The 22895-nt window shown below is 61.3% G+C and carries 23 protein-coding genes; 10 read left to right on the top strand and 13 right to left on the bottom strand.

Features of this window, described 5'->3' with window-relative positions; all coding sequences use genetic code 11:
* Positions 1 to 124: 124 nt before the first annotated feature.
* Positions 125 to 1660: an inorganic phosphate transporter gene (locus tag ACPYOP_RS27545; RefSeq protein ID WP_481413437.1), complete on the bottom strand. Its 1536-nt coding sequence runs from the start codon at positions 1658 to 1660 to the stop codon at positions 125 to 127.
* A 96-nt stretch (positions 1661 to 1756) separates the two neighbouring features.
* Complete coding sequence (locus ACPYOP_RS27540; RefSeq protein ID WP_481413436.1) at positions 1757 to 2254, bottom strand: NUDIX hydrolase; 498 nt, start codon at positions 2252 to 2254, stop codon at positions 1757 to 1759.
* A gap of 263 nt (positions 2255 to 2517) precedes the next feature.
* Between ACPYOP_RS27540 and ACPYOP_RS27535 the strand changes: the two genes are divergently transcribed.
* Together ACPYOP_RS27535 and ACPYOP_RS27530 are read left to right on the top strand one after the other, a co-directional pair.
* Entirely contained in the window at positions 2518 to 3423 is a 906-nt protein-coding gene (locus ACPYOP_RS27535; RefSeq protein WP_481413435.1) for a LysR substrate-binding domain-containing protein, read from the top strand.
* Positions 3424 to 3550: 127 nt separating this feature from the next.
* On the top strand, positions 3551 to 4714 hold the full coding sequence (locus ACPYOP_RS27530; RefSeq protein ID WP_481413434.1) for an adenosylhomocysteinase: 1164 nt from the start codon (positions 3551 to 3553) through the stop codon (positions 4712 to 4714).
* A 3-nt stretch (positions 4715 to 4717) separates the two neighbouring features.
* On the opposite strand, the gene ACPYOP_RS27525 is transcribed toward ACPYOP_RS27530, so the two are convergent.
* Positions 4718 to 5281, bottom strand: coding sequence for an O-acetyl-ADP-ribose deacetylase (locus tag ACPYOP_RS27525; RefSeq protein WP_481413433.1), 564 nt, complete (start codon positions 5279 to 5281; stop codon positions 4718 to 4720).
* A gap of 29 nt (positions 5282 to 5310) precedes the next feature.
* The gene (locus ACPYOP_RS27520; RefSeq protein ID WP_481413431.1) at positions 5311 to 6207 is read right to left on the bottom strand and encodes a LysR family transcriptional regulator; all 897 of its coding nucleotides are present in this window, start codon (positions 6205 to 6207) and stop codon (positions 5311 to 5313) included.
* 233 nt (positions 6208 to 6440) lie between these two features.
* Here ACPYOP_RS27520 and ACPYOP_RS27515 point away from each other — a divergent pair, with 233 nt between their 5' ends.
* The 3 genes from ACPYOP_RS27515 to glcF all read left to right on the top strand — a co-directional run bounded on the left by ACPYOP_RS27515 (position 6441) and on the right by glcF (position 10631).
* Positions 6441 to 7880 (top strand): FAD-linked oxidase C-terminal domain-containing protein, encoded by a 1440-nt coding sequence (locus ACPYOP_RS27515; RefSeq protein ID WP_481413430.1) that lies wholly within the window; start codon positions 6441 to 6443, stop codon positions 7878 to 7880.
* Positions 7877 to 9076 (top strand): FAD-binding protein, encoded by a 1200-nt coding sequence (locus ACPYOP_RS27510; protein ID WP_481413429.1) that lies wholly within the window; start codon positions 7877 to 7879, stop codon positions 9074 to 9076. Before ACPYOP_RS27515 ends, ACPYOP_RS27510 begins: the two co-directional genes overlap by 4 nt.
* Positions 9077 to 9311: 235 nt before the next feature.
* Positions 9312 to 10631: a glycolate oxidase subunit GlcF gene (gene glcF / locus ACPYOP_RS27505; RefSeq protein ID WP_481413428.1), complete on the top strand. Its 1320-nt coding sequence runs from the start codon at positions 9312 to 9314 to the stop codon at positions 10629 to 10631.
* 212 nt (positions 10632 to 10843) lie between these two features.
* Here the strand turns inward: glcF and ACPYOP_RS27500 are convergent, their stop codons facing one another.
* From ACPYOP_RS27500 to ACPYOP_RS27485, 4 genes are all read right to left on the bottom strand, one after another.
* Complete coding sequence (locus ACPYOP_RS27500; protein ID WP_481413427.1) at positions 10844 to 11203, bottom strand: DUF6881 domain-containing protein; 360 nt, start codon at positions 11201 to 11203, stop codon at positions 10844 to 10846.
* A gap of 82 nt (positions 11204 to 11285) precedes the next feature.
* Positions 11286 to 11957, bottom strand: a complete 672-nt coding sequence (locus tag ACPYOP_RS27495; RefSeq protein WP_481413426.1) for an outer membrane protein — start codon at positions 11955 to 11957, stop codon at positions 11286 to 11288.
* Between the two features lie 315 nt (positions 11958 to 12272).
* Positions 12273 to 12974: a L,D-transpeptidase gene (locus tag ACPYOP_RS27490; protein WP_481413425.1), complete on the bottom strand. Its 702-nt coding sequence runs from the start codon at positions 12972 to 12974 to the stop codon at positions 12273 to 12275.
* A 216-nt stretch (positions 12975 to 13190) separates the two neighbouring features.
* Positions 13191 to 13973 (bottom strand): L,D-transpeptidase, encoded by a 783-nt coding sequence (locus ACPYOP_RS27485; protein WP_481413424.1) that lies wholly within the window; start codon positions 13971 to 13973, stop codon positions 13191 to 13193.
* Between the two features lie 301 nt (positions 13974 to 14274).
* Here ACPYOP_RS27485 and ACPYOP_RS27480 point away from each other — a divergent pair, with 301 nt between their 5' ends.
* Positions 14275 to 14904, top strand: coding sequence for a DNA-3-methyladenine glycosylase I (locus ACPYOP_RS27480; protein ID WP_481413423.1), 630 nt, complete (start codon positions 14275 to 14277; stop codon positions 14902 to 14904).
* Positions 14883 to 15422 (top strand): hypothetical protein, encoded by a 540-nt coding sequence (locus ACPYOP_RS27475; RefSeq protein WP_481413422.1) that lies wholly within the window; start codon positions 14883 to 14885, stop codon positions 15420 to 15422. Before ACPYOP_RS27480 ends, ACPYOP_RS27475 begins: the two co-directional genes overlap by 22 nt.
* Before the next feature lie 60 nt (positions 15423 to 15482).
* Here ACPYOP_RS27475 and ACPYOP_RS27470 read toward each other — a convergent pair whose 3' ends face one another.
* Complete coding sequence (locus ACPYOP_RS27470; RefSeq protein WP_481413421.1) at positions 15483 to 16187, bottom strand: HAD family hydrolase; 705 nt, start codon at positions 16185 to 16187, stop codon at positions 15483 to 15485.
* A 304-nt stretch (positions 16188 to 16491) separates the two neighbouring features.
* On the opposite strand from ACPYOP_RS27470, the gene ACPYOP_RS27465 reads away from it, so the two are divergent.
* Positions 16492 to 17544 carry an aldo/keto reductase gene (locus tag ACPYOP_RS27465; RefSeq protein ID WP_481413420.1) on the top strand — a complete coding sequence of 351 codons (1053 nt, stop codon included), beginning with the start codon at positions 16492 to 16494 and terminating at the stop codon, positions 17542 to 17544.
* A gap of 48 nt (positions 17545 to 17592) precedes the next feature.
* Here the strand turns inward: ACPYOP_RS27465 and ACPYOP_RS27460 are convergent, their stop codons facing one another.
* Positions 17593 to 18618 carry a zinc-dependent alcohol dehydrogenase family protein gene (locus ACPYOP_RS27460; RefSeq protein WP_481413419.1) on the bottom strand — a complete coding sequence of 342 codons (1026 nt, stop codon included), beginning with the start codon at positions 18616 to 18618 and terminating at the stop codon, positions 17593 to 17595.
* Between the two features lie 110 nt (positions 18619 to 18728).
* Between ACPYOP_RS27460 and ACPYOP_RS27455 the strand changes: the two genes are divergently transcribed.
* Positions 18729 to 19631, top strand: coding sequence for a LysR family transcriptional regulator (locus ACPYOP_RS27455; RefSeq protein ID WP_481413418.1), 903 nt, complete (start codon positions 18729 to 18731; stop codon positions 19629 to 19631).
* Positions 19632 to 19742: 111 nt separating this feature from the next.
* On the opposite strand, the gene copM is transcribed toward ACPYOP_RS27455, so the two are convergent.
* The 3 genes from copM to ACPYOP_RS27440 all read right to left on the bottom strand — a co-directional run bounded on the left by copM (position 19743) and on the right by ACPYOP_RS27440 (position 21160).
* Complete coding sequence (copM, locus tag ACPYOP_RS27450; protein WP_481413417.1) at positions 19743 to 20111, bottom strand: CopM family metallochaperone; 369 nt, start codon at positions 20109 to 20111, stop codon at positions 19743 to 19745.
* A 74-nt stretch (positions 20112 to 20185) separates the two neighbouring features.
* Positions 20186 to 20563: a hypothetical protein gene (locus ACPYOP_RS27445; protein ID WP_481413416.1), complete on the bottom strand. Its 378-nt coding sequence runs from the start codon at positions 20561 to 20563 to the stop codon at positions 20186 to 20188.
* Positions 20564 to 20632: 69 nt separating this feature from the next.
* Complete coding sequence (locus ACPYOP_RS27440; RefSeq protein WP_481413415.1) at positions 20633 to 21160, bottom strand: 2'-5' RNA ligase family protein; 528 nt, start codon at positions 21158 to 21160, stop codon at positions 20633 to 20635.
* A 125-nt stretch (positions 21161 to 21285) separates the two neighbouring features.
* Here ACPYOP_RS27440 and hisS point away from each other — a divergent pair, with 125 nt between their 5' ends.
* A complete protein-coding gene (gene hisS, locus ACPYOP_RS27435; RefSeq protein WP_481413414.1) occupies positions 21286 to 22848 on the top strand; it encodes a histidine--tRNA ligase in 1563 nt (520 codons plus the stop codon).
* Positions 22849 to 22895 lie beyond the last annotated feature (47 nt).

Raw genomic sequence — 22895 nt, 5'->3', positions numbered from 1 at the left:
GCCTTGATATCTGCGGTCACGAACAGCCGCTGCATGCGGAAATTGGCGCGCATGGATTACCCCCGGAATGACTTAGAACAATGAGATGGAGCGGTTCGCAGATCCGGTGAGAAGCCGAACCGCTCTAAATGAAGAGCGCGACCATAACCCAATATACGACGGCGGCAAGCAGGGCCGCGACCGGCACGGTGATCGCCCAGGCGGCGATGATGGTCATGAAATGCGAACGGCGCACCAGACGCCGGCGATGAACCTCGTCGGGATTGCGCTCATCCGCGATTTCCGGCTCCAGCCAGGGAATGCCCGCGGCTTCGGCCTTTTTGCGCATATAGTCAAAACGCCGCTTGGAGCGGACGGTGGACCACTCGCGAAAGAAGCCGACCCCGAAAACCGCGCCGACGGTAATGTGGGTCGAGCTCACCGGGAAACCGAACCAAGCCGCAACGATGACGGTTAGCGCCGCGGATACAGCAACGCAATAGGCCCGCATCGGATTGAGCTTGGTGATCTGCTCGCCGAGAAGGCGAATGAGTCGCGGGCCGTAAAGCAGCACGCCGACGGAAATGCCGCAGCCGCCGATCATGACCACCCAGAAGGGCGCCGTCTGCGTGGTCGTTTCGGCAACCACGCCGAGCGAGCCGCCGAGACCGATATCGCGAACGATCGCCGACAGCGGTCCGATGGCATTGGCGACATCGTTGGCGCCATGCGCAAAGGACATCAGCGCCGCCGAGCAGATCAGCGGCAGGCGGAAAAGCTTGCGCAGCGAGCTGTTCTTGCTTTCGAGCCCGACGGATTGCGCAGCCACCAGCGGCCGCGCGGCCAGCCAGGCGATCATGCCGACGATAATGCCGATCGCGAGGTTAAGCACGTTCGGGATGGCATTGCTAGGCTCGAGCTGGACGATGAGATAGGCCGAAAACGAGCCGGCCATCAAGCCGATCAGAATGGGGATCCAGTATCTGGCGGCGGCGATCTTGTCGTCGCGATAGACGATGAAGCTCTCGATGAAGAGCAGGATGCCGGCCGCGATGGCGCCGCCAAGGAAGGGCGTCACGACCCAGCCGGCGGAGATCGCCGCGAGAAGGTTCCAGTTTACCAATTCCGGACCAACGGCCGCGGCTCCGGCGCCGACGACGGCGCCTACGATCGTATGCGTGGTCGAAACGGGCGCTTTCAGCCAGGTTGCGAAGTTGATCCAGAGTGCCGCGGCGAGCAGCGCCGCCATCATCAGCCAGGCAAGCTTACCGATGCTGATGATGCGGTTGGTGTCGACGATATGCGCCGAGATCGTGTTGATGACCGGGCCGCCGGCAATCGTCGCACCGAGGATTTCGAAAATGGCCGCCATGACGAGCGCCTGCGTCATGGTGATCGCGCGCGCGCCGACCGCCGCGCCGACATTGTTGGCGACGTCCTTCGCGCCGATGTTCATGGCCATGTAGCCGGCGAGACCGACGGCGGCAAAGATCAGCGTCGCACGCGGCTGGTCGAGCACGTAAATTCCGGCGAAGACCATGGCGAGGCCGAGAAAGATCAGGCCGATACCCGGCGCCACAAGGCGCCTCGCGACGTGATGGCTCGCGTCCTCGACATAGGTGAATTTGTCGAGGTCCTTGTCGAGCGTCCTTTTTATTGGTGTGGCCGGTCGGTCGGGCATGCAATTCTCTGGATCAAAACTCTCGTATTGCGCTGGCCGATGAGGCGCGCAATATCCGCCATGCACACTGGCACAGTTTTTTGTGACTAATGTGGCTTATTTCGCCTGGATTGCGGCACGAGCCGCCGTCATCCGCTGTGCGAAGGCGACAATGAGATCGCGCAGCTCCGGTTCGCGCACGCGTTCGGCCGCTACTTCGCAGGAGACCCACTCCAGGGAACGCTCGCCCTTTTCCTTGAATTGCTTGGCGAGTTCGCTGACTTCGAGCGCATAGACCTGCACGCGACACGGCACCTGAATGCCGTCCCTCAGCACCTTGTCATAACCGAACGAGCCGAGCGGCTCCGTCTCCACCGTGCCGCGCACGCCGGCCTCTTCATAGGCTTCGCGGGCGGCGACCTCATGGGAAAGCTTGCCCGGCATCGGCCAGCCCTTGGGAATGACCCAGCGGCCGGTATCGCGGCTGGTCAGCAGCAACACTTCGAGATCACCCGTTTTCTTCTTCAATCGATAGCAGAGCGCAGCATATTGTTGTCGCGGCGGGCGCCGAAACATAAGTTGCACATCATTGGCTATGCGGTTGAGAAAGGCCAATTGTCGGATCACCTTTTGGTGTTGGAGTGAAGCTTAGGTTGCATCATAGCATCGTGTGGAAAAAATTGTGCTACATATGGCGGTATATGGTATTTCCCCACAAATTTATTCAGTGTTGCGTAGATAGAAAACAAAAGATTTGTCCTCTGATATTCGCCAGCCATTGTGCTGAAAACGACATTGAGCAGCATTTTTATGCCGCAGATGGCGCAGTTGCTTGAATGTCGCCGCTATCATACTGGGAAAAAAGATAAATTCTTGTCATGTCAGAACGACCACCCCGGCGCCTGCCACCTCTGAATGCATTGCGCGCTTTCGACGCAGTGGCGCGGCGCGGCAGCATTCTGAAGGCAGCCGACGAGCTTGGGGTCGTGCGCGGCGCCGTCAGGCAGCAGTTGAATCTGCTGGAAACCCATTTTGGCATGGCCCTGTTCGATCGGGAGAATGGCAGGTTGGTGCTGACGGCGAAGGGCAAGGCGTTCGCCGATTCGGTCGGCGTTGCCCTCGGCATCCTCGCACGGGCTTCGGCAGACCTTTCGATCGAAGGCAGGCGTTCCATCCGCCTCGGCGTTCCCTCGGCTTTCGCACTCTGGTGGCTGATGCCGCGCGCCGCTGGCATGCAGGCAGCGCTTCAGGACATCGATATGGACATCGTTCCGATGGCAACGGTGGAACCTCTGGCCAAGCGCCCCGATCTCGAGGCCGTCATCATGGGCGGCGAATATAGGCCGACGCGTGATATCACCGCGATCCGCTTCATGGAGGATGAATTCGGGCCGGTCGCAACGCCGGAACTCGCCGATCACCTTGGTCTTTCGGCCGATGTCCCGGCGCTCGCCGGTGCCGTCGCGCTCGCAAGCCGTTCCGCTCCGAGCCTGTGGGAGGATTGGTTTGCCGAAAGCGGTCATGCTCCCCTCCGCTTCGCCGGCAATCGCGAATTCGAGGATCTGCTGCTTGCGATCGGAGCCGCCCGTTCCGGGCTTGGCGTTGCCATCGCGCCGCGCACGGCTGTCGGTGACGATATCGATCGCGGCACATTGGTGGCACCGTACGGCTTCATTCGAAGACCGGCCGGCTACAGCCTCAGCATACGCAGCAGCGATGTGAAGGATCCGGCCCTCGTCCGGCTGGCCGATTGGCTGAGCAGGGCAGGGGCCGAAGAGGTTTAGCAAGGCATCTGTTCGATCGGGGTCTACATGGCAGATTTTCTGCCATGCGGAGCATTGCAATGTCCATCGACAGCCAACGCCTAGCCATGCCAGATCGCCATATGGAACCAGCCGGCAGGAGCGCAACATGGATCGGTCTTCATCTCTTTCCCGCATCGATTGGGTCGCTCAGGGCTGCCGATTGCTGGCTGCTACGGCGGCGGAATTTCGCGACACCAGGCCCTTTGCCGGCCTGACCATCGGCACGAGCATCCATCTGGAGCCGAAAACGGTTGCGCTGCTGATGACGTTGCGTGCCGGCGGCGCGGGCCTCGTCTGCACCGGCAATCTCAACAGCACGCAGCCCGAAACGGTCGACTATCTCCGCGCCCAAGGGATTAAGGTCTTCGCAACGCAGACCCGCGATGCCGAGGAGCACGGCGCAAGCCTCGATGCGATCCTGGCGGAAAAGCCGGATCTACTGCTCGACAATGGTGGCGATCTCTTCGCCCGTGCCGCCGAGCGGCCTTATGCCAATCTTCTCGGCGGCACGGAGGAAACCACATCCGGCCGCACCCGGCTCATGCCGATGCGCGACAGGCTCAATATGCCGATCCTGGTCATCAACGACAGCCCGATCAAGCAATTTGCCGAAAACCGGCATGCCGTGGGACAAAGCCTGTTCGAGAGCTATCTGCGCTTCACCAATCGCTCCACCAATGGCAAACGCGTCACCGTCTTCGGCTATGGCGCCTGCGGCAAGGGCACGGCGGCCTGCTTCCGCAACGCCTTTTCCACGGTCAGCGTCGTCGATATCGATCCGGTCACGACGCTTGAGGCGCATCTCGACGGCTTTTCGACGCCGTTGCGCGAGGCGGCGATCCGCTCCGCCGATATCCTGATTACCGTGACAGGCTATCCAGACGTCATCACGGTGGCCGATCTGCCTTTGATCAAGGACGGCGCGATCCTGATGAATGGCGGTCACTTCCCGCATGAGATCGATGTCGAAGGCTTCCGCGATAGTTCCGACGTCGCTCGTATCGATCGCTACGCGGCCGAGCAAATCGAGACGGTCCGCATGCGCGACGGCCGCGCCTTCCATGTTCTCGGCGGTGGTCACATGGCCAATCTGGCCGGCCCGCGGCCGCTGGGCAATACCATCGAATCCATGGATCTCGGCTTTGCGCTGCAGGCGCGTTGCCTGGAACGGGTCGCCAAGGGCGGCCTCGGCGGCGAAGCCTGCGTCATCCCCGTTCCCACTGATATCGATGCGTTGGTCGCCTCCGCCTATCTCGATCTGGCGCGGTAAGGCTCAGGTTCTATCAAGCGCTTGCGGCAGCAAACGGTCGTAGAGGGCTGCCATGTCGTCGCCGAAGCAGCAGAAAATGATCTCGTCAAAGGCGCCATCCTTGCTTTCTTCAAGGGTGGCGCGGATTGCGATCCCTGCCGCGGTTTCGGCAGGAAAGCGATAGACGCCCGTGGAGATGGCGGGGAAGGCAATGGTCTTGAGCCCACGTTCCCGGGCAAGGCCGAGACTGCTGCGATAACAGCCGGCGAGAAGCTCTTCCTCGTCATGATCGCCGCCGTTCCAGACGGGACCGACGGTGTGGATCACATGCCTTGCCGGCAGGCGATATCCCATGGTGATCTTCGCTTGCCCGGTTTTGCAGCCGTTCAGCCTCCGACATTCGGCGAGGAGTTCCGGCCCGGCGGCGCGATGGATTGCGCCATCGACCCCACCGCCGCCGAGCAGGCTGCTGTTGGCCGCATTGACGATGGCATCGACCGGAAGCCTGGTAATATCGCCGAGAGCCACGGTGAAGCGTGTCTTCCGGGTGGAGGCCATATCGGAACGAATGATCTCAGGCGCGGACATGATGATCTCCTCGATCCTCGAAAGGGTTCTCATCGCTCCCAATAGGGAAGGGGCCCATAAAGTTCCGCAAGAAAATCGATGAAGACGCGCACTTTCGCCGGCAGGAACTGTCGGCTGGGGTAAACGGCCGAAAGCGTGACATTGTGCGAGCCCTCATAGGCCGGCAGGACCTGAACGAGACGGCCGCTACGCAGCTCCGGGCCGACATCCCAGGTCGAGCGCAAGGCAATGCCGAGACCGGCGATAACGGCTTCGCGGATGACCTCGCTGGAATTGGTGATCAGCCTGCCCTCCGGCCTGAAGGTCAGGCTGCCTTGCGGGCCGTCAAGCCGCCAAGGATCGTGATTATGCGCCGGCAGGCAGGTGTGGCGGCGCAGGTCCTCGATATCCTCGGGCATGCCATGGGCATCGATATAGGCAGGTGAGGCGCAGAGCACGCGGCGCACCGGCGCAAGCCTGCGGGCGACGAGGCTGGAATCCGTGAGCTCGGCAATGCGGATGGCAAGATCGAAGCCGCCGCCGACGATATCGACGAATTCGTCGCTCAGCACCAGGTTGATCGCGAGGTCCGGATGGGCCTGCATGAAGGATTTCAGATGCGGCGCGATGTGCAGCCGGCCGAAGGATGTCGGGGCGGAGATCTTCAGCGTGCCGTGCATCTGCGAGGAGCGCCCGGCAATATAGGCTTCCGCCTCTTCCAGCCCGGCAAGAATGGCAAGCACGCGGTCGTAGAAGCCCTGGCCCGCCTCCGTCAGCGAAATCTGCCGCGTCGTGCGCTGCAGAAGCCGGGTGCCGAGCCTGTCTTCGAGGCGCTTGATGCGCTTGGAAATCACCGCCGGCGAAAAACCGAGCGCGCGGCCGGTCAGCGACATGCTGCCGGTCGCGACGACGCTGGCGAAGATTTCGAGATCTCCTAAATTGGTCATGCACGATTATTTCCCGTTTTGGAATAAATGCTTATCATTTGCTCCAAACTTGGGAAAGCGCTAAGCCTGTAATGCTCTAGAGCCGGATGACTTTAGGTCTGTTCGACCTAAAATCTGATCCGCTCTAGAATCAAAGAAATAGAGCATGATGTTGTCCGAAAACCGATCACACTTTTCGGCATCATGCTCTAAAAGGAGGCTGCGTCCGACATCGGATGCAGGAGGAGGACGGCATGGCCGAGGCCATTTCATTTCTGGAGCCGCGTGCGGACGTTCTGGCTCGCCGCAGCGCGATCGTCGCCGATCTCACCGATCTTTTGGCGCCGGAATGTCTGATCCATGAGCCGCGCGAGCTGGTGCCCTTCGAAACCGATGCCTTCATTTCCTACCGCCGTGTGCCGCTCGCTGTCGCCTTGCCGCGCTCGACGGCGGAAGTCGCAGCCGTCATGAAATACTGCCATCGCTACGGCATTCCCGTCGTGCCGCGCGGCGCCGGCACCTCGCTTTCCGGCGGCGCCATCCCGCAGGAGGATGCCGTCGTTCTCGGTCTTTCCAAGATGAACCGCATCCTCGAGATCGATTATGCTAATCGCGCCGCGACCGTGCAGGCGGGGGTGACGAACCTGCACGTCTCCGAAAGCGTCTCGGCCGATGGCTTCTTCTATGCGCCGGATCCGAGTTCCCAGCTTGCCTGCACCATCGGCGGCAATATCGCCATGAATTCCGGCGGCGCGCATTGCCTGAAATATGGCGTCACGACCAACAATCTGCTCGGCGTCAAGCTGGTGCTGACCGACGGCACCGTCATCGATCTCGGCGGCAAGGCGCTGGATGCGGTGGGTTATGATCTGCTCGGCCTCGTATGCGGCTCGGAAGGCCAGCTCGGCATCGTCACCGAGGCGACGGTGCGGCTTATCGCCAAGCCGGAGGGCGCCCGGCCGGTGCTGTTCGGCTTCGACACCTCTGAGGAAGCGGGTGCCTGCGTGGCTGATGTCATCGCCGCCGGCATCATTCCCGTTGCTATCGAATTCATGGACAAGCCTGCGATCGAAATCTGCGAGGCCTTTGCACATGCGGGCTATCCGCTCGATGTCGGAGCGTTGCTGATCGTCGAGGTCGAGGGGTCGGAAGCGGAAATGGACGACATGCTTGCCAACATCGTCGCCATCGCCCGGACCCATCAGGTCAAGACGGTACGCGAATGCCAGTCGGCGACGGAGGCCGCCCTGATCTGGAAGGGCCGCAAATCGGCCTTCGGCGCCACCGGCCGCATTGCCGATTATATCTGCATGGACGGCACCGTGCCGCTCAGCCAGCTCTCCCATGTGCTGAAGAAGACGGCCGAGATCATCGACGGCTACGGCCTGCGGGTCGCCAATGTCTTCCATGCCGGCGACGGCAACATGCACCCGCTGATCCTCTTCAATGCCAATGATCCCGAGGATGCCGCCAAGGCGGAGGCGGCCGGTAACGACATCCTGCGGCTCTGCGTCGATGCCGGCGGCTGTCTTACCGGCGAGCATGGCGTCGGCATCGAGAAGCGCGACCTGATGCGCCACCAATATGCCGATGTCGATCTTGCCCAGATGATGTCGGTCCGCGCGGCCTTCGATCCCGGCTGGATCCTCAACCCTTCCAAAGTCTTCCCGCTCGACGGACGCAACGCCGCATGACCGAGTTTCATCCGAGGACCGAGGAGGAGGCAGCCTCCATCATCAGCGATCATGCGGCGCGCGGCGCGGCTCTCGCGATCGTCGGCGGCAACACGCGATCCGGCTTTGGCAATGCCGTCGTCTCCGAAGCGGTGCTGTCGTCGCGCGATCTTGCCGGCATCGTCGCCTATAATCCGGGCGAGATGGTGATGACCGCGCGTGCCGGCACGCTGGTCTCCGAGATCGAAGCCGCCCTTGCCGAGGGCGGCCAGATGATGGCGTTCGAGCCCATGGATCACCGGCCGCTGATGGCGACGCAAGGCGAGCCGACCATCGGCGGGATTTTCGCGGCCAATGTCTCCGGCCCGCGCCGTTTCGTCAGCGGTGCCGCGCGCGACAGCCTGCTCGGCATCCGCTTCGTCAACGGCAGGGGCGAGGTCGTCAAGGCCGGCGGGCGGGTGATGAAGAACGTCACCGGCCTCGATCTCGTCAAGCTGATGGCCGGCTCGCACGGTACACTCGGCCTGCTGACGGAGGTGACCTTCCGCGTGCCGCCGAAGCCGAAGACGGAGGCGACGATCGTCGTTTCCGGCCTCAACGATGCGGAGGCGGCCAACGCGATGGGCGCGGCCATGGCGCTGCCTGTCGAAATGTCGGGTGCAGCTCATTTGCCTTTGACGGTCGCGTGGTCCTTCATCGACGGCAAGCTGCCGCAGGGAGAGGCGACCGTGCTGCGTATCGAAGGCCTTCCCGGTTCCGTCTCGGCTAGGGCCGAGAAGCTGGCCGCGGCGATGGGCCGGCTCGGGTCGGTGAAACGCCTCGAAGAGGATATCAGCCGCAGGCTCTGGCAAGAGATCTGCGATGTGAAACCCTATGCCGATGGCACGATGCGCCCGATCTGGCGCGTTTCGGTCGCCCCTAGCATCGGCCACCAGCTTGTTGCAGCCCTCCGCCTGGAGGAGGGGGTGGATGCCTATTACGATTGGCAGGGCGGCCTTATCTGGATGCGCATGGAAGCGGAGCCGGAAGGCGAGATGCTCAGGCGCTACATTCGTACCTTGGGCGGCGGCCATGCGACTTTGATGCGCGCCACCCCATCTCACCGCGCGATGACGGCCGCCTTCCAGCCACAGCCCGAGGCGGTTGCGCTGCTTTCCGCGCGCGTGAAGGAAAAATTCGATCCGACGGGGATTTTCAATCCGGGGAAGATGGTGTGATTCGGATGGTATCTTTGGCAGGTTACCCCCTCACCCTAGCCCTCTCCCCGTGGGGGAGAGGGGACGACCTCTCTTGCTGCAATCCCACTCTTGGCTTGGTAGCAAGAGACCCGGAAAAAGCTGCTTTACCCCTTCTCCCCCTCGGGGAGAAGGTGCCCGATAGGGCGGATGAGGGGGGCTTGTCCGATCAAGCCGGCGATCACCCATCCTTCGGCGCGAAAGTAGGGAAAGCCTGATGCAAACCAATTTCACCCTTGCCCAGCTTGCCGATCCGCATGTGGCCGAATCCGAGGCGATCCTGCGCAGATGCGTGCATTGCGGCTTCTGCACCGCCACCTGTCCCACCTATGTGACGCTCGGCAACGAGCTCGACAGCCCGCGCGGTCGCATCTATCTCATCAAGGATATGCTGGAAAACGGCCGGGCAGCCGATGCCGAAGTGGTGACGCACATTGATCGCTGTCTTTCCTGCCTTGCCTGCATGACCACCTGTCCCTCCGGCGTCGACTATATGCACCTGGTCGATCACGCCCGCGCCCATATCGAAAATACCTACCGGCGCCCACTGATGGACCGGCTGACCCGCAACGTGTTGGCGGCCGTGCTGCCCTATCCCGGCCGTTTCCGGCTGGCCCTTCAGCTCGCGAACCTCGGCCGGCCGTTCAAAGGCCTATTGAGGCGCGTTCCGGCGTTGAAAGCATTCGCAGCAATGCTTGATCTCGCGCCGCGTCGCGTCCCGGCGCCGTCGTTCTTTGCCAGGCCCGGCCGGCATGAGCCGCAGGCAGAGCGGCGCTGTCGCGTCGCGATCCTGACGGGCTGTGCCCAGCCGGTGCTCGACCCAGCGATCAACGAGGCGACCATCCGCCTGCTGACGCGCCTCGGCGTCGAGGTCGCTGTGCCGGAAGGCGAGGTCTGCTGCGGTTCGCTGGTCCACCACATGGGGCGCGAGGAACAGGCGCTTGCCGCCGCCCGCGCCAATGTCGATGTGTGGACGCGCGAGATCGAGGCCGGCGGGCTCGACGCCATCATCATCACCGCGTCCGGCTGCGGCACGACGATCAAGGATTACGGGCATATGCTGCGCCTCGATCCGGCCTATGCCGAAAAGGCGGCAAGGGTGTCGGCGCTTGCCAGGGACATCACCGAATATCTCGCCGGTCTCGACCTTCCCTCGCATATGCCGCGCGGCATCACGGTCGCCTATCATTCCGCCTGCTCCATGCAGCATGGGCAGAAGATCACCACGGCGCCGAAGCTGCTTTTGAAGGCCGCTGGCTTCACGGTGCGCGATCCGGCGGAAGGGCATCTCTGCTGCGGCTCCGCCGGCACCTACAACATCATGCAGCCGGAGATTTCGGCCGAACTGAAGGCGCGCAAGGTCAGGAACATCGAGGCGACGAAGGCGGATATCATCGCGACGGGCAATATCGGCTGCATCACGCAGATTGCCACGGGAACGGCTATCCCGATCCTGCATACGGTGGAATTGCTGGATTGGGCCTACGGCGGCGATATGCCGGCGAAGTTGAAGGGCCTGCAGCCGACGGCTGCCTAGAGCATTTTCGCTTTTCTTCGAATCGCGAAAACGCTCTATCTTCTTATTTCCCAACGCATTCCGGACGGAAAACCGCTACGCACTTTTCCTGGAAATGCTCTAGAGCGGGATGCCGAAAAGTGTGAGCGGTTTTCGGGCGACATCCCGCTCCAACTTTTTGATTTAGAGACGGATTCAGATTTCAGGTCGATTCGACCTGAAATCATCCGGCTCTAATGCAGCTTGTCCGGTGTCGGCAGGCGGTGAGCCTGCCATTCGACCTCGAACCTATCGGCGGCAATCTGCGTCATGCTGATCCGATCCTGCCCTTCCTCGAAGAAGGTGCCATCCGACAAGCCAACGATGCCATCGTAGAACGAGCCTTCGACGAGACTGGTGATCCGCCGCATTTCATGTCCCAATGCGGTAAAATCGGTGACTGACATGCATTGTCGGTGGCCATCGGCAAACACATCGATAAGCCGGGGGACATCGCCTGTGATGTCGACCTCGTAATAGACGATGACCGGCTCCTCGTTTTCCGGATGGATCCAGTCGCATCTGTAATAGGAAAAGCTCATGTGCTGGAGCATAGCACATTATCCCCCAGGCCTGAACCGGCTTGGGGGATCGATCGCGAACTTCAGCCAGCCCGGCTTCAGAAATTGCCCGGCTTCAGAAATTGAACGAGACGCCAAAGTTGAGCGCGTGGGTGAACACCCTCGTCTTCAGCGTATCGCCGCTGTCGATCGAAACATCGTTCACGAAGTTGTAGTTGCCCTTGTATTCGACAAAGGTCGACCAGTGCTTGGAGAGCTGGTAGCTGACGCCGGCCTGTGCCTGCAGCGAAGCGCCGCCGAATTCGTAATCGAAGGTGCGGCCAGACGCGCGCGTGACTTCGACATGCGGGACGTTGATACCGGCGCCAAGGCCAACATAGGGCGTCCAGTTGCGGGCAGGGTCCTGGAAGCGGTAGAGCGCGTTCAGCGTCAGCATGTTCAAGCCGTCGGTGAACTCGAAATGCGACCAGCCGGGCGTATTGCCGAGATCGCCATAGACCTTAGCATGCGAGTAATCCAGCGACACGCCCCAGTTCGGCTTGTCGAGTTCATCAAGCCACCAGATGCCGCGGAAGCCGAAATAGGGAGGCATCTTGAAGGATTTGCCCGACCAGTTCGGGTCGAAATCGGCGCCGTCCGACGTGGTTACGTTGCTGCCGGTTGCGCCCTGCACGCCGCCATAGGCGGAAAATTGCATCTCTGCCGAAGCAGAATTGGCGGCAAATATGACTGCTGAAAGAGCAAGCGCGGCAAGCGCCGGCTGCTTGATGCGAAAAGCACGATGCATATGAAATCCCCGGATGCCAAAGTGCTGCCATCTAAGCGCGCTTCCATGACACTTCTATTGCAGCCATAGGTGCGCAGGCCCGGTTTAGGCGGGAAAACTGACGATAAACCGAAGGGAATGGGCCGTTTTCCGGCGGGTCGGCGCGATAAGTTTCAGGCTGTAACACTGGCGCAACAGTAGCCTCAGCCGGACTTAGAGGAGCATGGCGTCTCACAAGCGGAACGGCGTCCTCGACCAGCATGATCGGTGCCATGCCATGCCTCGGAACGCCCGTAAACTGATATTCGAATCAGAGGTGAGGAGATGCTGTTCCGCTTAGCCTCCGAACAGAGTTCTCAGAACATCGACTCCGCGATCCTGATAGCTGACTTCGCCCTGCTTGTTGCCGGGGCCGACGACGATGACCTTGGTGCCCACAGGAACGCGTTCGTAGAGATCCATCACGTCCTTGTTCATCATGCGGATGCAGCCGGAAGACATGTTCAGGCCGATGCTCCACGGCTGGTTTGTGCCATGGATGCGGAAGGCCGTGTCGTTGCCGTTGCGATAGAGATACATGGCGCGCGCGCCGAGCGGATTGTCCTCGCCGCCTTCCTGGAAGGCGGGCAGCTTGCGGCCTTTCTTGGCTTCGCGAACGATCATTTCCGGCGGCGGCGTCCAGCCCGGCCACTCCGCCTTGCGACCGACCTTGACGACGCCGGACCAGCCGAAACCGTCACGACCCACGCCAATTCCGTAGCGCCTCGCGCGATTGCTGCCCTCGACGAGGTAGAGATACTTGTTGTTGGTGTCGACGATGACGGTGCCCGGCGCCTCGTTCGTCGCAAGCCGCACCATGCGCCGCTGGAACTGCGGCTTCACCTGGCCTTGCGGCTCCATCGCAACCCGGATCACGTCGCCGCGCGTGGTCGGTGCTGCCGTATAAGGCGCGGAAGCGGTAAAGGCCGCTGCATTCGATGCTGCAAGAAGACACGCCGCGACGACGCCTGTCGCCACGACCGATAGTGTTGCTCTCATATGGCATTCCCTCGTTGAATTCGGAAGGAAACTACCGGAACCAACGAAGGGATCAAGATCAAAATGCCCGATGCGAAGAACGGAGTGGAAGAACGGCCCGCTCTTCTATGGCGTTTCAGACTATAGTCTGACTTATAGTCGAGGCCATTCCGGCGCGGCCCTGGCGATCTTTCGGTAAGGGCAAGATCGCCGCGCGGGCTTACACGCGATCCCCGATCACATCACGATGACGCGAGTGCCGACCTTTACGCGGTTATAGAGATCGGTGACATCTTCGTTGCGCAGGCGGATGCAGCCGGAGGAAACGGCGCTACCGATGGTCCAGGGCGCATTCGTGCCGTGGATGCGATAGAGCGTGGAGCCGAGATACATGGCGCGGGCACCGAGCGGATTGGTTTCGCCGCCATCCATGTGAGCCGGGAGATAGTGCCCCTTGGCCGCTTCGCGCGCGATCATTTCCGATGGCGGCGTCCAGTCCGGCCATTCCTGCTTGCGGGTGACGGTGTGGGCGCCGGCCCATTCGAAGCCGGGCTTGCCGACGCCGACGCCATAGCGGCGTGCCTTGCCGCCGTCCATCACCAGATAGAGGAAGCGGTTGTTGGTGTCGATGACAATGCTGCCGGGTCTTTCCTTCGTCTGGTAATCGACGATCTGCGGCAGGAATTGCGGGTCGATCTGGCCGCGGATCGCTGGGTATCGCGGACGGGCCATGGCAACCTGCTGCACGACAGGGCGCGCAAACAGGCCACGCGGCTGCACGACCTGGCGCACCTGCGGATTTACCTGCTGTTCCATTCTGGGATCGGCCGCGCGGCGCGCCATCGAGCGGGGATAGACGACCGGCTGCACATTGCCGCCGCCAAGCTGCATCACCCAGGGAGCGGTCAGATCGGGACTGACGATGACGGGCGGGCGCGACTGGTAACGGTCGTCGGCAAAAGCGGTTGACGCAAGCAGGCTCAGGGCGCCTGCGGCACACAGGACGGCATGTTTCATCATCGGACAGACTCTCTACACATGGACCGAGGATGGGCGCGAAAGCGCCCGGTCGAAACCATGGTGCCACTTGCACGCGAGCGAATGGTAAACATCCATTCATCAAAATGCCGCGAAGCCGATAAAGCTTTATCAGGGTTACCGCCTGGTTTGGAAAGATGGTTTGCAAGTGGTAAATCTGGAATCGGAATGCGCGGCCGCCGAAATCTGCTTATGATTTTAAGCGTTTGATTGATTTGGTTTTATCCGATATTTGCATACCGGTTTCCGGTAGCGCGCGCTGAAATAGGGACGAATCGCGAAAATGGCCGACACGGGCATCATCACCGGTGAAGACGGCAGGGACCGTTGCTTCTGGCACGGCAACCTGCCGGAATATCAGCGCTATCACGACGAGGAATGGGGCCGTCCGGTTGTTAATGACATCAGGCTCTTCGAGAAGATCTGCCTCGAGGGCTTTCAATCGGGCCTCTCCTGGCTGACGATCCTGCGCAAGCGCGAGAATTTCCGCGCCGCTTTTGCCGGTTTCGATTTCGAGAAGGTCGCGAGATTCGACGACGCCGATATCGAGCGCTGTCTCGCGGATGCCGGCATCATCCGCCATCGCGGTAAGATCGTCTCCACCATCAACAATGCCAACCGCGCCATCGAGCTGCGCGATGAATTCGGATCGCTCGCCCGCTATTTCTGGAGCCACGAGCCGACGGCCGCCGAACGCCCCGAGGTCTTCGATCTTGCGCATCTTCGCGCCAATCCGACGACGCCGGCTTCCGTGCGGATTTCGAAGGATCTGAAGAAGCGCGGCTGGACCTTTGTCGGCCCGACCACAGTTTATGCCTTCATGCAGGCCATGGGCCTTGTCAACGATCACATCGAAGGCTGCTACTGCCGGAAAGAGGTGGAGGCGATGCGATGCGCATTGGTGCGGCCATGAGAGCGGCGCTTCTCGGCCTTTCCGTAGCCGCGCTTGCGCTGTTCAGTATCACGGTAGCCCATGCCGAGGATGCGACCCAGCAGCTGCCGCAGCTCGACCGTGGCGAGAAGGTCGAGAAGCTCGGCTTTCCCGCCGTCCTCGAAAAGCTGACGGGCTGGACGAAATTCGGCAAGGGCAAGGTCTATATGCTGCCGCTCAAGAAGGGCCAGCATGTGCGGATCACCTTCGGCTCCAAGAGCAAATACGCCTATATGGCGATCTTCGACCTGTCGTCGAGCGAGGATGAATCCTTCTTCGGCACGGATGAGGACGGCAATACGGCCGACGTCACCGTCAACGAGGATACGACCTGGCTGATCAAGCCCTATTATTCGCGCGTCACCCGTCGTCGCGGCCTCGGCGCGCCTTACGAGATCCTCATCGATCCCAATCCGCCGGCCGCGCAGCAGACGCCCGCCGATCAGCAGAAGGATCAGGGGCCGACGCTCTTCCCGCCGCGCTCCAAGCAGGGGCAGTAGAGCGGCTCCGGGAAAAGTGCGTCGCGGTTTTCCGTTCGGAACTGCGAAACAACTGAGAGCTTACGACAGCGCGTCGAGCACGCCGCGCAGCTCCCCGAGATGACCGATCTTGCGAAAACGCGGCGCCTCGGTCGGTTCCTCCACGTGTTCGAAGGACCATGTGAGTTCGTGCGGCACGAAGACGCCGTAGCTTCCGGCGGCGAGCGCCGGCACGATATCCGATTTCAGCGAATTGCCGATCATCATCGCCCTTTCCGGCCCGTCTCCTACCTTGGAAAAAATACGGCGGTAAGTGGAGGCGTTCTTGTCCGAGACGATCTCGACCGCGTCGAAGAGGTCGCCAAGCCCGGATTGGGCGAGCTTGCGCTCCTGGTCGAAGAGATCGCCCTTGGTGATCAGCACCAGCAGGTATTTTCCGGACAAAGCTTCCAGCGTCTGACGTACATGGGGCAGGGTTTCGACGGGATGGGCCAGAAGATCGCGGCCGATGTCGAGGATTTGGGCGATGACGGTCGAGGGCACTTCGCCCTCCGTGATCTCGATCGCGGTCTCGATCATCGAGAGAGTAAAGCCTTTGATGCCGAAGCCGTAGTGTCTGAGGTTGCGTTTTTCCGCCTCCAGCAGCCGCGCGGAAATGAGGTCGCTTGCGGCGTGATCGGCGAGAAGTTCGGTAAATTGCAGCTCCGTCAGCCGGTAGAACTGTTCGTTCTGCCAGAGCGTGTCGTCGGCATCGAAGCCGATCGTGGTCAAGGGACGTTGCGTCATCGGTATGTCCGTTTTGCGCATGGTATGAAGGTATGAGTCTATCCCGCAGCGGACCGGAAGCAAGAGCGGGCGGCGGTAACCGCATCGTGATCGACGGGAGGTCTCGCGTTGAAATCGGTTTCCGATACATTATGTCCTTGTTGTCTCGATCGCCGCGGAGCCAGAGCCGGGCCTTGACGACTGTCTCGTGACCTCTCCAGGGCGGCGCCGGTAGCCGCTGCCATGCCGAGGCCAATCCATAGCCAAAAGATATGCATTCACCGGCCGGAAGCATCTTCCGGCTGACCACAAGGGAATTTCTCCTATGCGTTACAATCAACTCGGCAATACCGGGCTGTTCGTTTCCGAACTTTGCCTGGGCACGATGACCTTCGGCGAAGCCAATCCCGAAAACGGCCTCTGGGGCTCGATCGCAGATGTCGATCAGGCGCTGGCGGACAAGATCGTCGAAGGCTCGCTCGCCGCCGGCGTCAACTTCATCGACACCGCTGACGTCTATTCCTCCGGCAATTCCGAAAAGCTGCTTGGCCAGGCCCTAAAAAACCTCGGCGTTCCCCGCAAGGATGTTGTCATCGCCACCAAGGTCTATGGCGTCATGGGCGACAAGCCGAATGATCGCGGCGCCTCGCGCGGCCATATCATGGATTCGGTGCAGGCAAGCCTCGATCGCCTACAGACCGATCACATCGATCTCTACCAGATCCACGCCACGGATCCGGTAACCCCGATCGACGAGACGCTGCGGGCACTGGACGATCTCGTTTCGCGCGGTCTGGTGCGCTATGTCGGTGTTTCCAACTGGCAGGCATGGCGCATCGCCAAGGCGCTCGGCATTTCCGAACGCCGCGGCTTTGCCCGCTTCGAGACGGTGCAGGCCTATTATTCCATCGCCGGCCGCGATCTGGAACGTGAAATCGTGCCACTGATGGCTGAGGAAAAGCTGGGGCTCATGGTCTGGTCGCCGCTGGCGGGCGGTCTGCTCTCGGGCAAGTATGGTCCGGGTGCCCCTGGCAATGGCGAGGGGCGGCGCGCGAGCTTCGATTTCCCGCCCGTCGAGAAGGATCGCGCCTGGGCTTGCGTCGCCGCGATGCGCGAAGTGGCGGAGAAGCATGGCTCCAGCGTCGCCACCGTGGCGCTTGCCTGGATTCTCTCGAAGCCCTTCGTCACCAGCATCATCATCGGCGCCAAGCGCCTCGATCAGCTCGACCAGAACTTGGCGGCCGTCAAGCTGAAGCTCGATGCCGACGATATTGCAAAGCTCGACGAGGTCAGCGCGCTTCCGGCCGAATATCCCGGCTGGATGCTGGCCCGCCAGGGCGCACAGCGCGTGCCGCAGCCGTTCGAGCCGAAGGCCTGATATCACATGGAAGCCGGGCCGCCGCCATTCGCGGCAGCCCGGCTGCCGTCACAGCTCGATGACGATCTTGCCGAAGGCGCCGCGATCGAGATGATCGAAGGCTGCTGGTACCTCGCCGAGCGTATAGCGGTGGTCGATGACCGGCTTCAGGCCGATGCTGTCGACCGCGCGGACGAAATCTTCGAGCGAACGGCGGTGGCCGACGCTGATGCCCTGCACGACGGGGGATTTTAGCAGCATCGGCGCAGCCGGACCGGAAATATCGAAGCCCTCGAGGACGCCGATGACGGAGATCCGGCCATGAAGCGCCACCGCCTTCAGCGATTGTCCCAGGTTCGGCCCGCCTGCGATTTCGATGATATGATCGATGCCGCGATCGTTGGTGAGGCGATAGACCTCCTCCACCCAATCGCTTTTGTTCCTGTCGATGCCATGATGGGCTCCGAGCGCCTTTGCCCGTGCGAGCTTTTCCGGCCCCGTCGAGGTTACGAAGACCTCGGCTCCCTGCGCGGCGGCGATCTGCAGGCCGAACAGCGCCACGCCTCCCGTTCCCTGCACCAGCACGCTGTCACCGGGCTTGATCTTGCCGCGCTCCACAAGAGCAAACCATGCCGTCAGGCCGGCGCAGGGCAAGGTGCTTGCCTCGGCATAATCGAGGGTTGCCGGCGCCGATACGAGCCAGTCCTGCGGCATGGCGATATATTCGGAAAGCATGCCGGGATAGAAGCCACCCAGCGTCTTGTAGGGCAGGGTACGGGCATCGCCGAGCGGCTTGTCGTCGATCCAGCCGGGGTGAAAGGTCGAAATGACCCGGTCGCCAACCGAGAATCTAGTCACGCCATCTCCCACCGCTTCGACAACGCCTGCCATATCGGAGGCTGGCACGAAGGGAAACTGGAGCGGCAGGCCCATTCCGGTCTCGCGAACGAGCTTGTCGCGATAGTTCAGCGAAACGGCTTTCACCCGCACCAGCACTTCGCCGGACGCAGGCGTGGGAACCGCCGTTTCAGAGAGGACCAAGGGGGCGCCGACGGTGACCGTCTCGAGGGCCCAGCGCTTCGTGGTTTTCGTCATCATGATCTCCTGAGAGGAATTGAAAGCAATGAGCCCACTATATCGTTGCTTTCATGTCGCCAGTGGCGATATTATTTCCGCTAACTGGTTCCTACAGGGAAGCAATCATCATGAATGATATGCTCAACGGCATTCCCGAATTCGTGGAGGCGGTCGAGGCCGGCGGCTTTTCGGCGGCGGCGGCGCGCATGAATCTCTCGCGCTCGGCCATCGGCAAGACCATCGCCCGGCTGGAAAGGCGCCTGAATGTGCGCCTGTTTCACCGCACCACCCGCATGCAGAGCCTGACGGATGAAGGCCAGGCCTTCTACGAGCGCTGCCGCCGGGCGCTCGATGAGATACAATCGGGCGAGGCCATGCTGGAATCGGGCAAGCGCGAGGTCACGGGACGCCTGCGCATCTCCATGCCCGTTCTCTTCGGTCGCCGCTGCGCTGCACCGCTGCTGTTGGAGCTGGCCCGCATGCATCCCAGGCTCGAACTGGATCTTTCCTTCAGCGACAGGGTGGTCGATCTTTTCGACGAGGGGTTCGATCTGGCCGTTCGCAACAGCGCGCTGCGCGATGAAGCCGGTCTCGCCGCGCGCAAGATCGCCCTCCATCGCATGACCCTGTGCGCGGCGCCGGATTATCTTGCCGCAAGAGGCGCGCCGCAGACCATTGCCGACCTCGATGGCCACGACCTGATCGTCTATGGGAGATCGGGCGAGACGAAGAAATGGACTTTCTTGCAGGATGACGGAACTGCCGTCGATTACTTTCCGGAAACGCGGCTCCGACTCGATGATCTGGAGGTCATGGCGGATGCGGCGGTGTCGGGAATGGGGATCGCCTGGCTGCCCTGCTGGCTGGTGCGCGATCACGTATACGCCGGCAGGCTGGCTCAAGCGCTGAACAATGTTTCCAGTCGGGCCATCGACGTCTATGCGGTCTGGCCGCAGACGCCGCAGCTCTCGCTGAAGATGCGTGCGGTCATCGATCTGCTGGCTGCACGACTGCCCGCCATCATGGGCTGATCGACCAATAGTTATGGTGGCTTTAGTCGAAGGCATCACTGCACGGATTTGCGCAAGCCGGTTATCCAGCAAAGGAGGCGGCATTGATGCCGCCTCCCACTATCGGGCGAATTACTTGCCGTGCTTCTTCAGCCAGGCTTTCATTTCCTTGATCTCGGCTTCCTGCGCGGTGATGACGCCTTGCGCTAGTTTGCGCAGCTCGGGATCCTTGCCGTATTTCAGCTCGGTCTTCGCCATGTCGATCGCGCCCTGATGATGCGGGATCATGCCGCGGACGAAATCCGCGTCGGCGTCACCGCTGTAATTGATCATCATGTCCTTGTGCATCTTGCCCATGGCGTCGTTGAACGCCTTGCTGGAAGCGCCCTGGTCGCCCATAGGCTTGCTCATGTCCATGCCCGACATGTCGTCGGCAAAGGCCGGAAGGCTAAGGGCGAAGGCGAATGCGCCGGCGAGGATCAGCGATTTTGAGGTAGACATAGGTGTCCTTTCCGTTTCTGGACGGTATCTGGATTTGAGCGGAAAGCCGCTCGTGAAATGAATACGGGTGATCGTCAGGCGAAACGGGGAGGGGGAGCCATAGGCTGCGGCCGGGAGTCGGCGAGGCGCTGGGCAGGCGCGGGTGCCGGATAGGAGAGGACGGGCTTGCCGTCGGCTATCGTAAGCGCCGGGATCACGGCAAGGCAGGCCGCACAGGATGGCACATGCGCCATGCCGCCGGCGCAGGGGTTCTCCAGCTTCTTTTCATGATACTGCGCCATGTCGCTATGGCCCACCATGCCAGGCATATTGGCCATGCCCTCGTGTATGCTCATGGTCGATGTTGCGGGCGTTGCGGATACGGAATCGCAGACGGGACAATTCGCCAGCGCCGGCATGGCACCGTAGAACAGCCAGGCAATCAGCATCGTCAGGATCGCAAGTAAGCGCATGAACACGAACCTAGCTGCGCCGGCCGCGAAGGCAAGCGTAAATTGCATCGTCTGAATATTGAAAGCCCATCAAGGCAGCAGTTTGACTTCCCTTATGATTTCGACAGGCGGAAAGCTGACGCAATCCACCACGTCGAAGATGAGCGTAAACTTGGCAGGCGTTACCTTCGCCCATGTCAGCGCTTCTTCCGCCGTGCTTGCGGGGATCTTCATCGCAATGGTGCAATGCGGCTGCCAGCGATCCGGACGCGAATGCTCATGACAAAGGGCTGGGTCGATCTCGTCGTGAATGGCGGTGTGTATCTGCCTCAGAACTGGATCGTCCACGGGACGTGCCCAAAGCACCAGCATCTCGTTTCGAAAATGGTCGATGCCGGAAAATTCGATTGATAGGGGCGGCACGTTTGCGAAAGCCTTCTGAGCCGCCGCGACGAGCCAGGGCACGGCTACGTCCTGATAGACCGCAAACGTCAGATGCGGCGGATAATTCAGCGCCTGCATCGATGGAGCCGTTTCGAACCTGCTCGCCTCCCGCCAGAGATCCATGACCGGGGCGGCCGTGTCACCAGTGCATTTCAGAACGATTGCGTGAGGCATGGTCTTTATGCCGCCTTCTCTGGCTTTTGTCGGTTTTGTCGGCCGCTAACATATAACAATCCTTGCCGCATTCCGCCCAATCCGCTAGTTAACCGCCACTGTTCCCGTACCGGATTACCTTACAGATGAGCGACAAACAAAAGAAACCGCAGAAGCTCAAGGCCCGCCTGCCGCGTGGCTTTGTCGATCGTTCGGCGAGCGATATTCGCGCCGTCAACGAAATGACCGCAAAGATCCGGGCTGTGTATGAGCATTATGGTTTCGATCCCCTCGAAACGCCGCTGTTCGAATATACCGATGCGCTCGGCAAGTTCCTGCCCGACAGCGACCGGCCGAACGAAGGCGTGTTCTCGCTTCAGGACGATGACGAGCAGTGGATGTCGCTGCGCTACGATCTGACGGCGCCGCTTGCCCGCCATGTCGCCGAGAATTTCAACGAGATCCAGCTGCCCTACCGCACCTATCGCGCCGGCTATGTCTTCCGCAACGAGAAGCCAGGCCCGGGCCGCTTCCGCCAGTTCATGCAGTTCGATGCCGATACCGTTGGCGCGCCGGGTGTGCAGGCGGACGCCGAGATGTGCATGATGATGGCCGATACGCTTGAGGCCTTGGGGATCAAGCGCGGCGACTATGTGATCCGCGTCAACAACCGCAAGGTTTTGGACGGCGTTCTGGAAGCGATCGGCCTCGGCGGCGATGACAAGGCCGCACAGCGGCTGAACGTGTTGCGTGCCATCGACAAGCTCGACAAGTTCGGCCCGGAAGGTGTGGCGCTGCTGCTCGGTCCTGGCCGCAAGGATGAGTCCGGTGATTTCACCAAGGGTACCGGTCTCGCAGAATGGCAGATCCAAGCCGTGCTCGCCGTGGTGACGTCTTCAACTGTTCCAAGCCTTCAACAGGTACTTGATCAGGTTACGCTCAAGACTGGTGGCGTCCCAGATGAGTTCGGCGGAATGGCTCATTTGCCATACGATGATGCCGTCCACCTGCTTACCGAACAGTTGGAGCCGATGATACGTGCCGCCGGTTATGATGCAGATCGTATCAAGATCGATCCTTCCTGCGTGCGAGGGCTCGAGTATTATACGGGTCCTGTTTTCGAGGCTGAACTGACATTTCCGGTAATCAACGAGAAGGGCGAAAAGGTCGTCTTCGGCTCTGTCGGCGGCGGCGGTCGCTATGACGGATTGGTGTCGCGCTTCATGGGCCAGCCGGTGCCCGCGACCGGCTTTTCGATCGGCGTCTCACGCCTGATGACGGCGCTGAAGAATCTCGGCAAGCTCGGCGCCGAAGAGGTGATCGAGCCGGTGCTCGTCACCGTCATGGACGGCGATGTCGATGCCATGGGCCGCTACCAGCGCTTCACGCAGCAACTGCGCGCTGCCGGCATCCGTGCGGAGATGTTCCAGGGCAATTGGAAGAAATTCGGCAACCAGCTGAAATATGCCGACCGCCGCGGCTGCCCGATCGCCATCATCCAGGGCGGCGACGAGCGCGCTGAGGGTGTCGTCCAGCTCAAGGATCTCATCGAGGGCAAGCGCCTCTCCGGCGAGATCGAGGACAATGCCAGCTGGCGCGAGGCGCGTGTGGCGCAGGAAACCGTGCCGGAAGCGGAATTGATTGCGAAGGTCAAGGTTATGCTCGCGGCACAGGCGGAAGACCGGAAGAGGGCACTCGGCGATGTCTGAGTGGGTCGAGCAGTCTCGTTTTCTCCTTCTCCCCTCGGGGAGAAGGT

It is taken from the genome of Rhizobium sp. KNZ2-6A (genome assembly GCF_056755475.1).
Note: the sequence above shows the minus strand (reverse complement) of the source record. Positions and strands in the feature narration are given on the sequence as shown.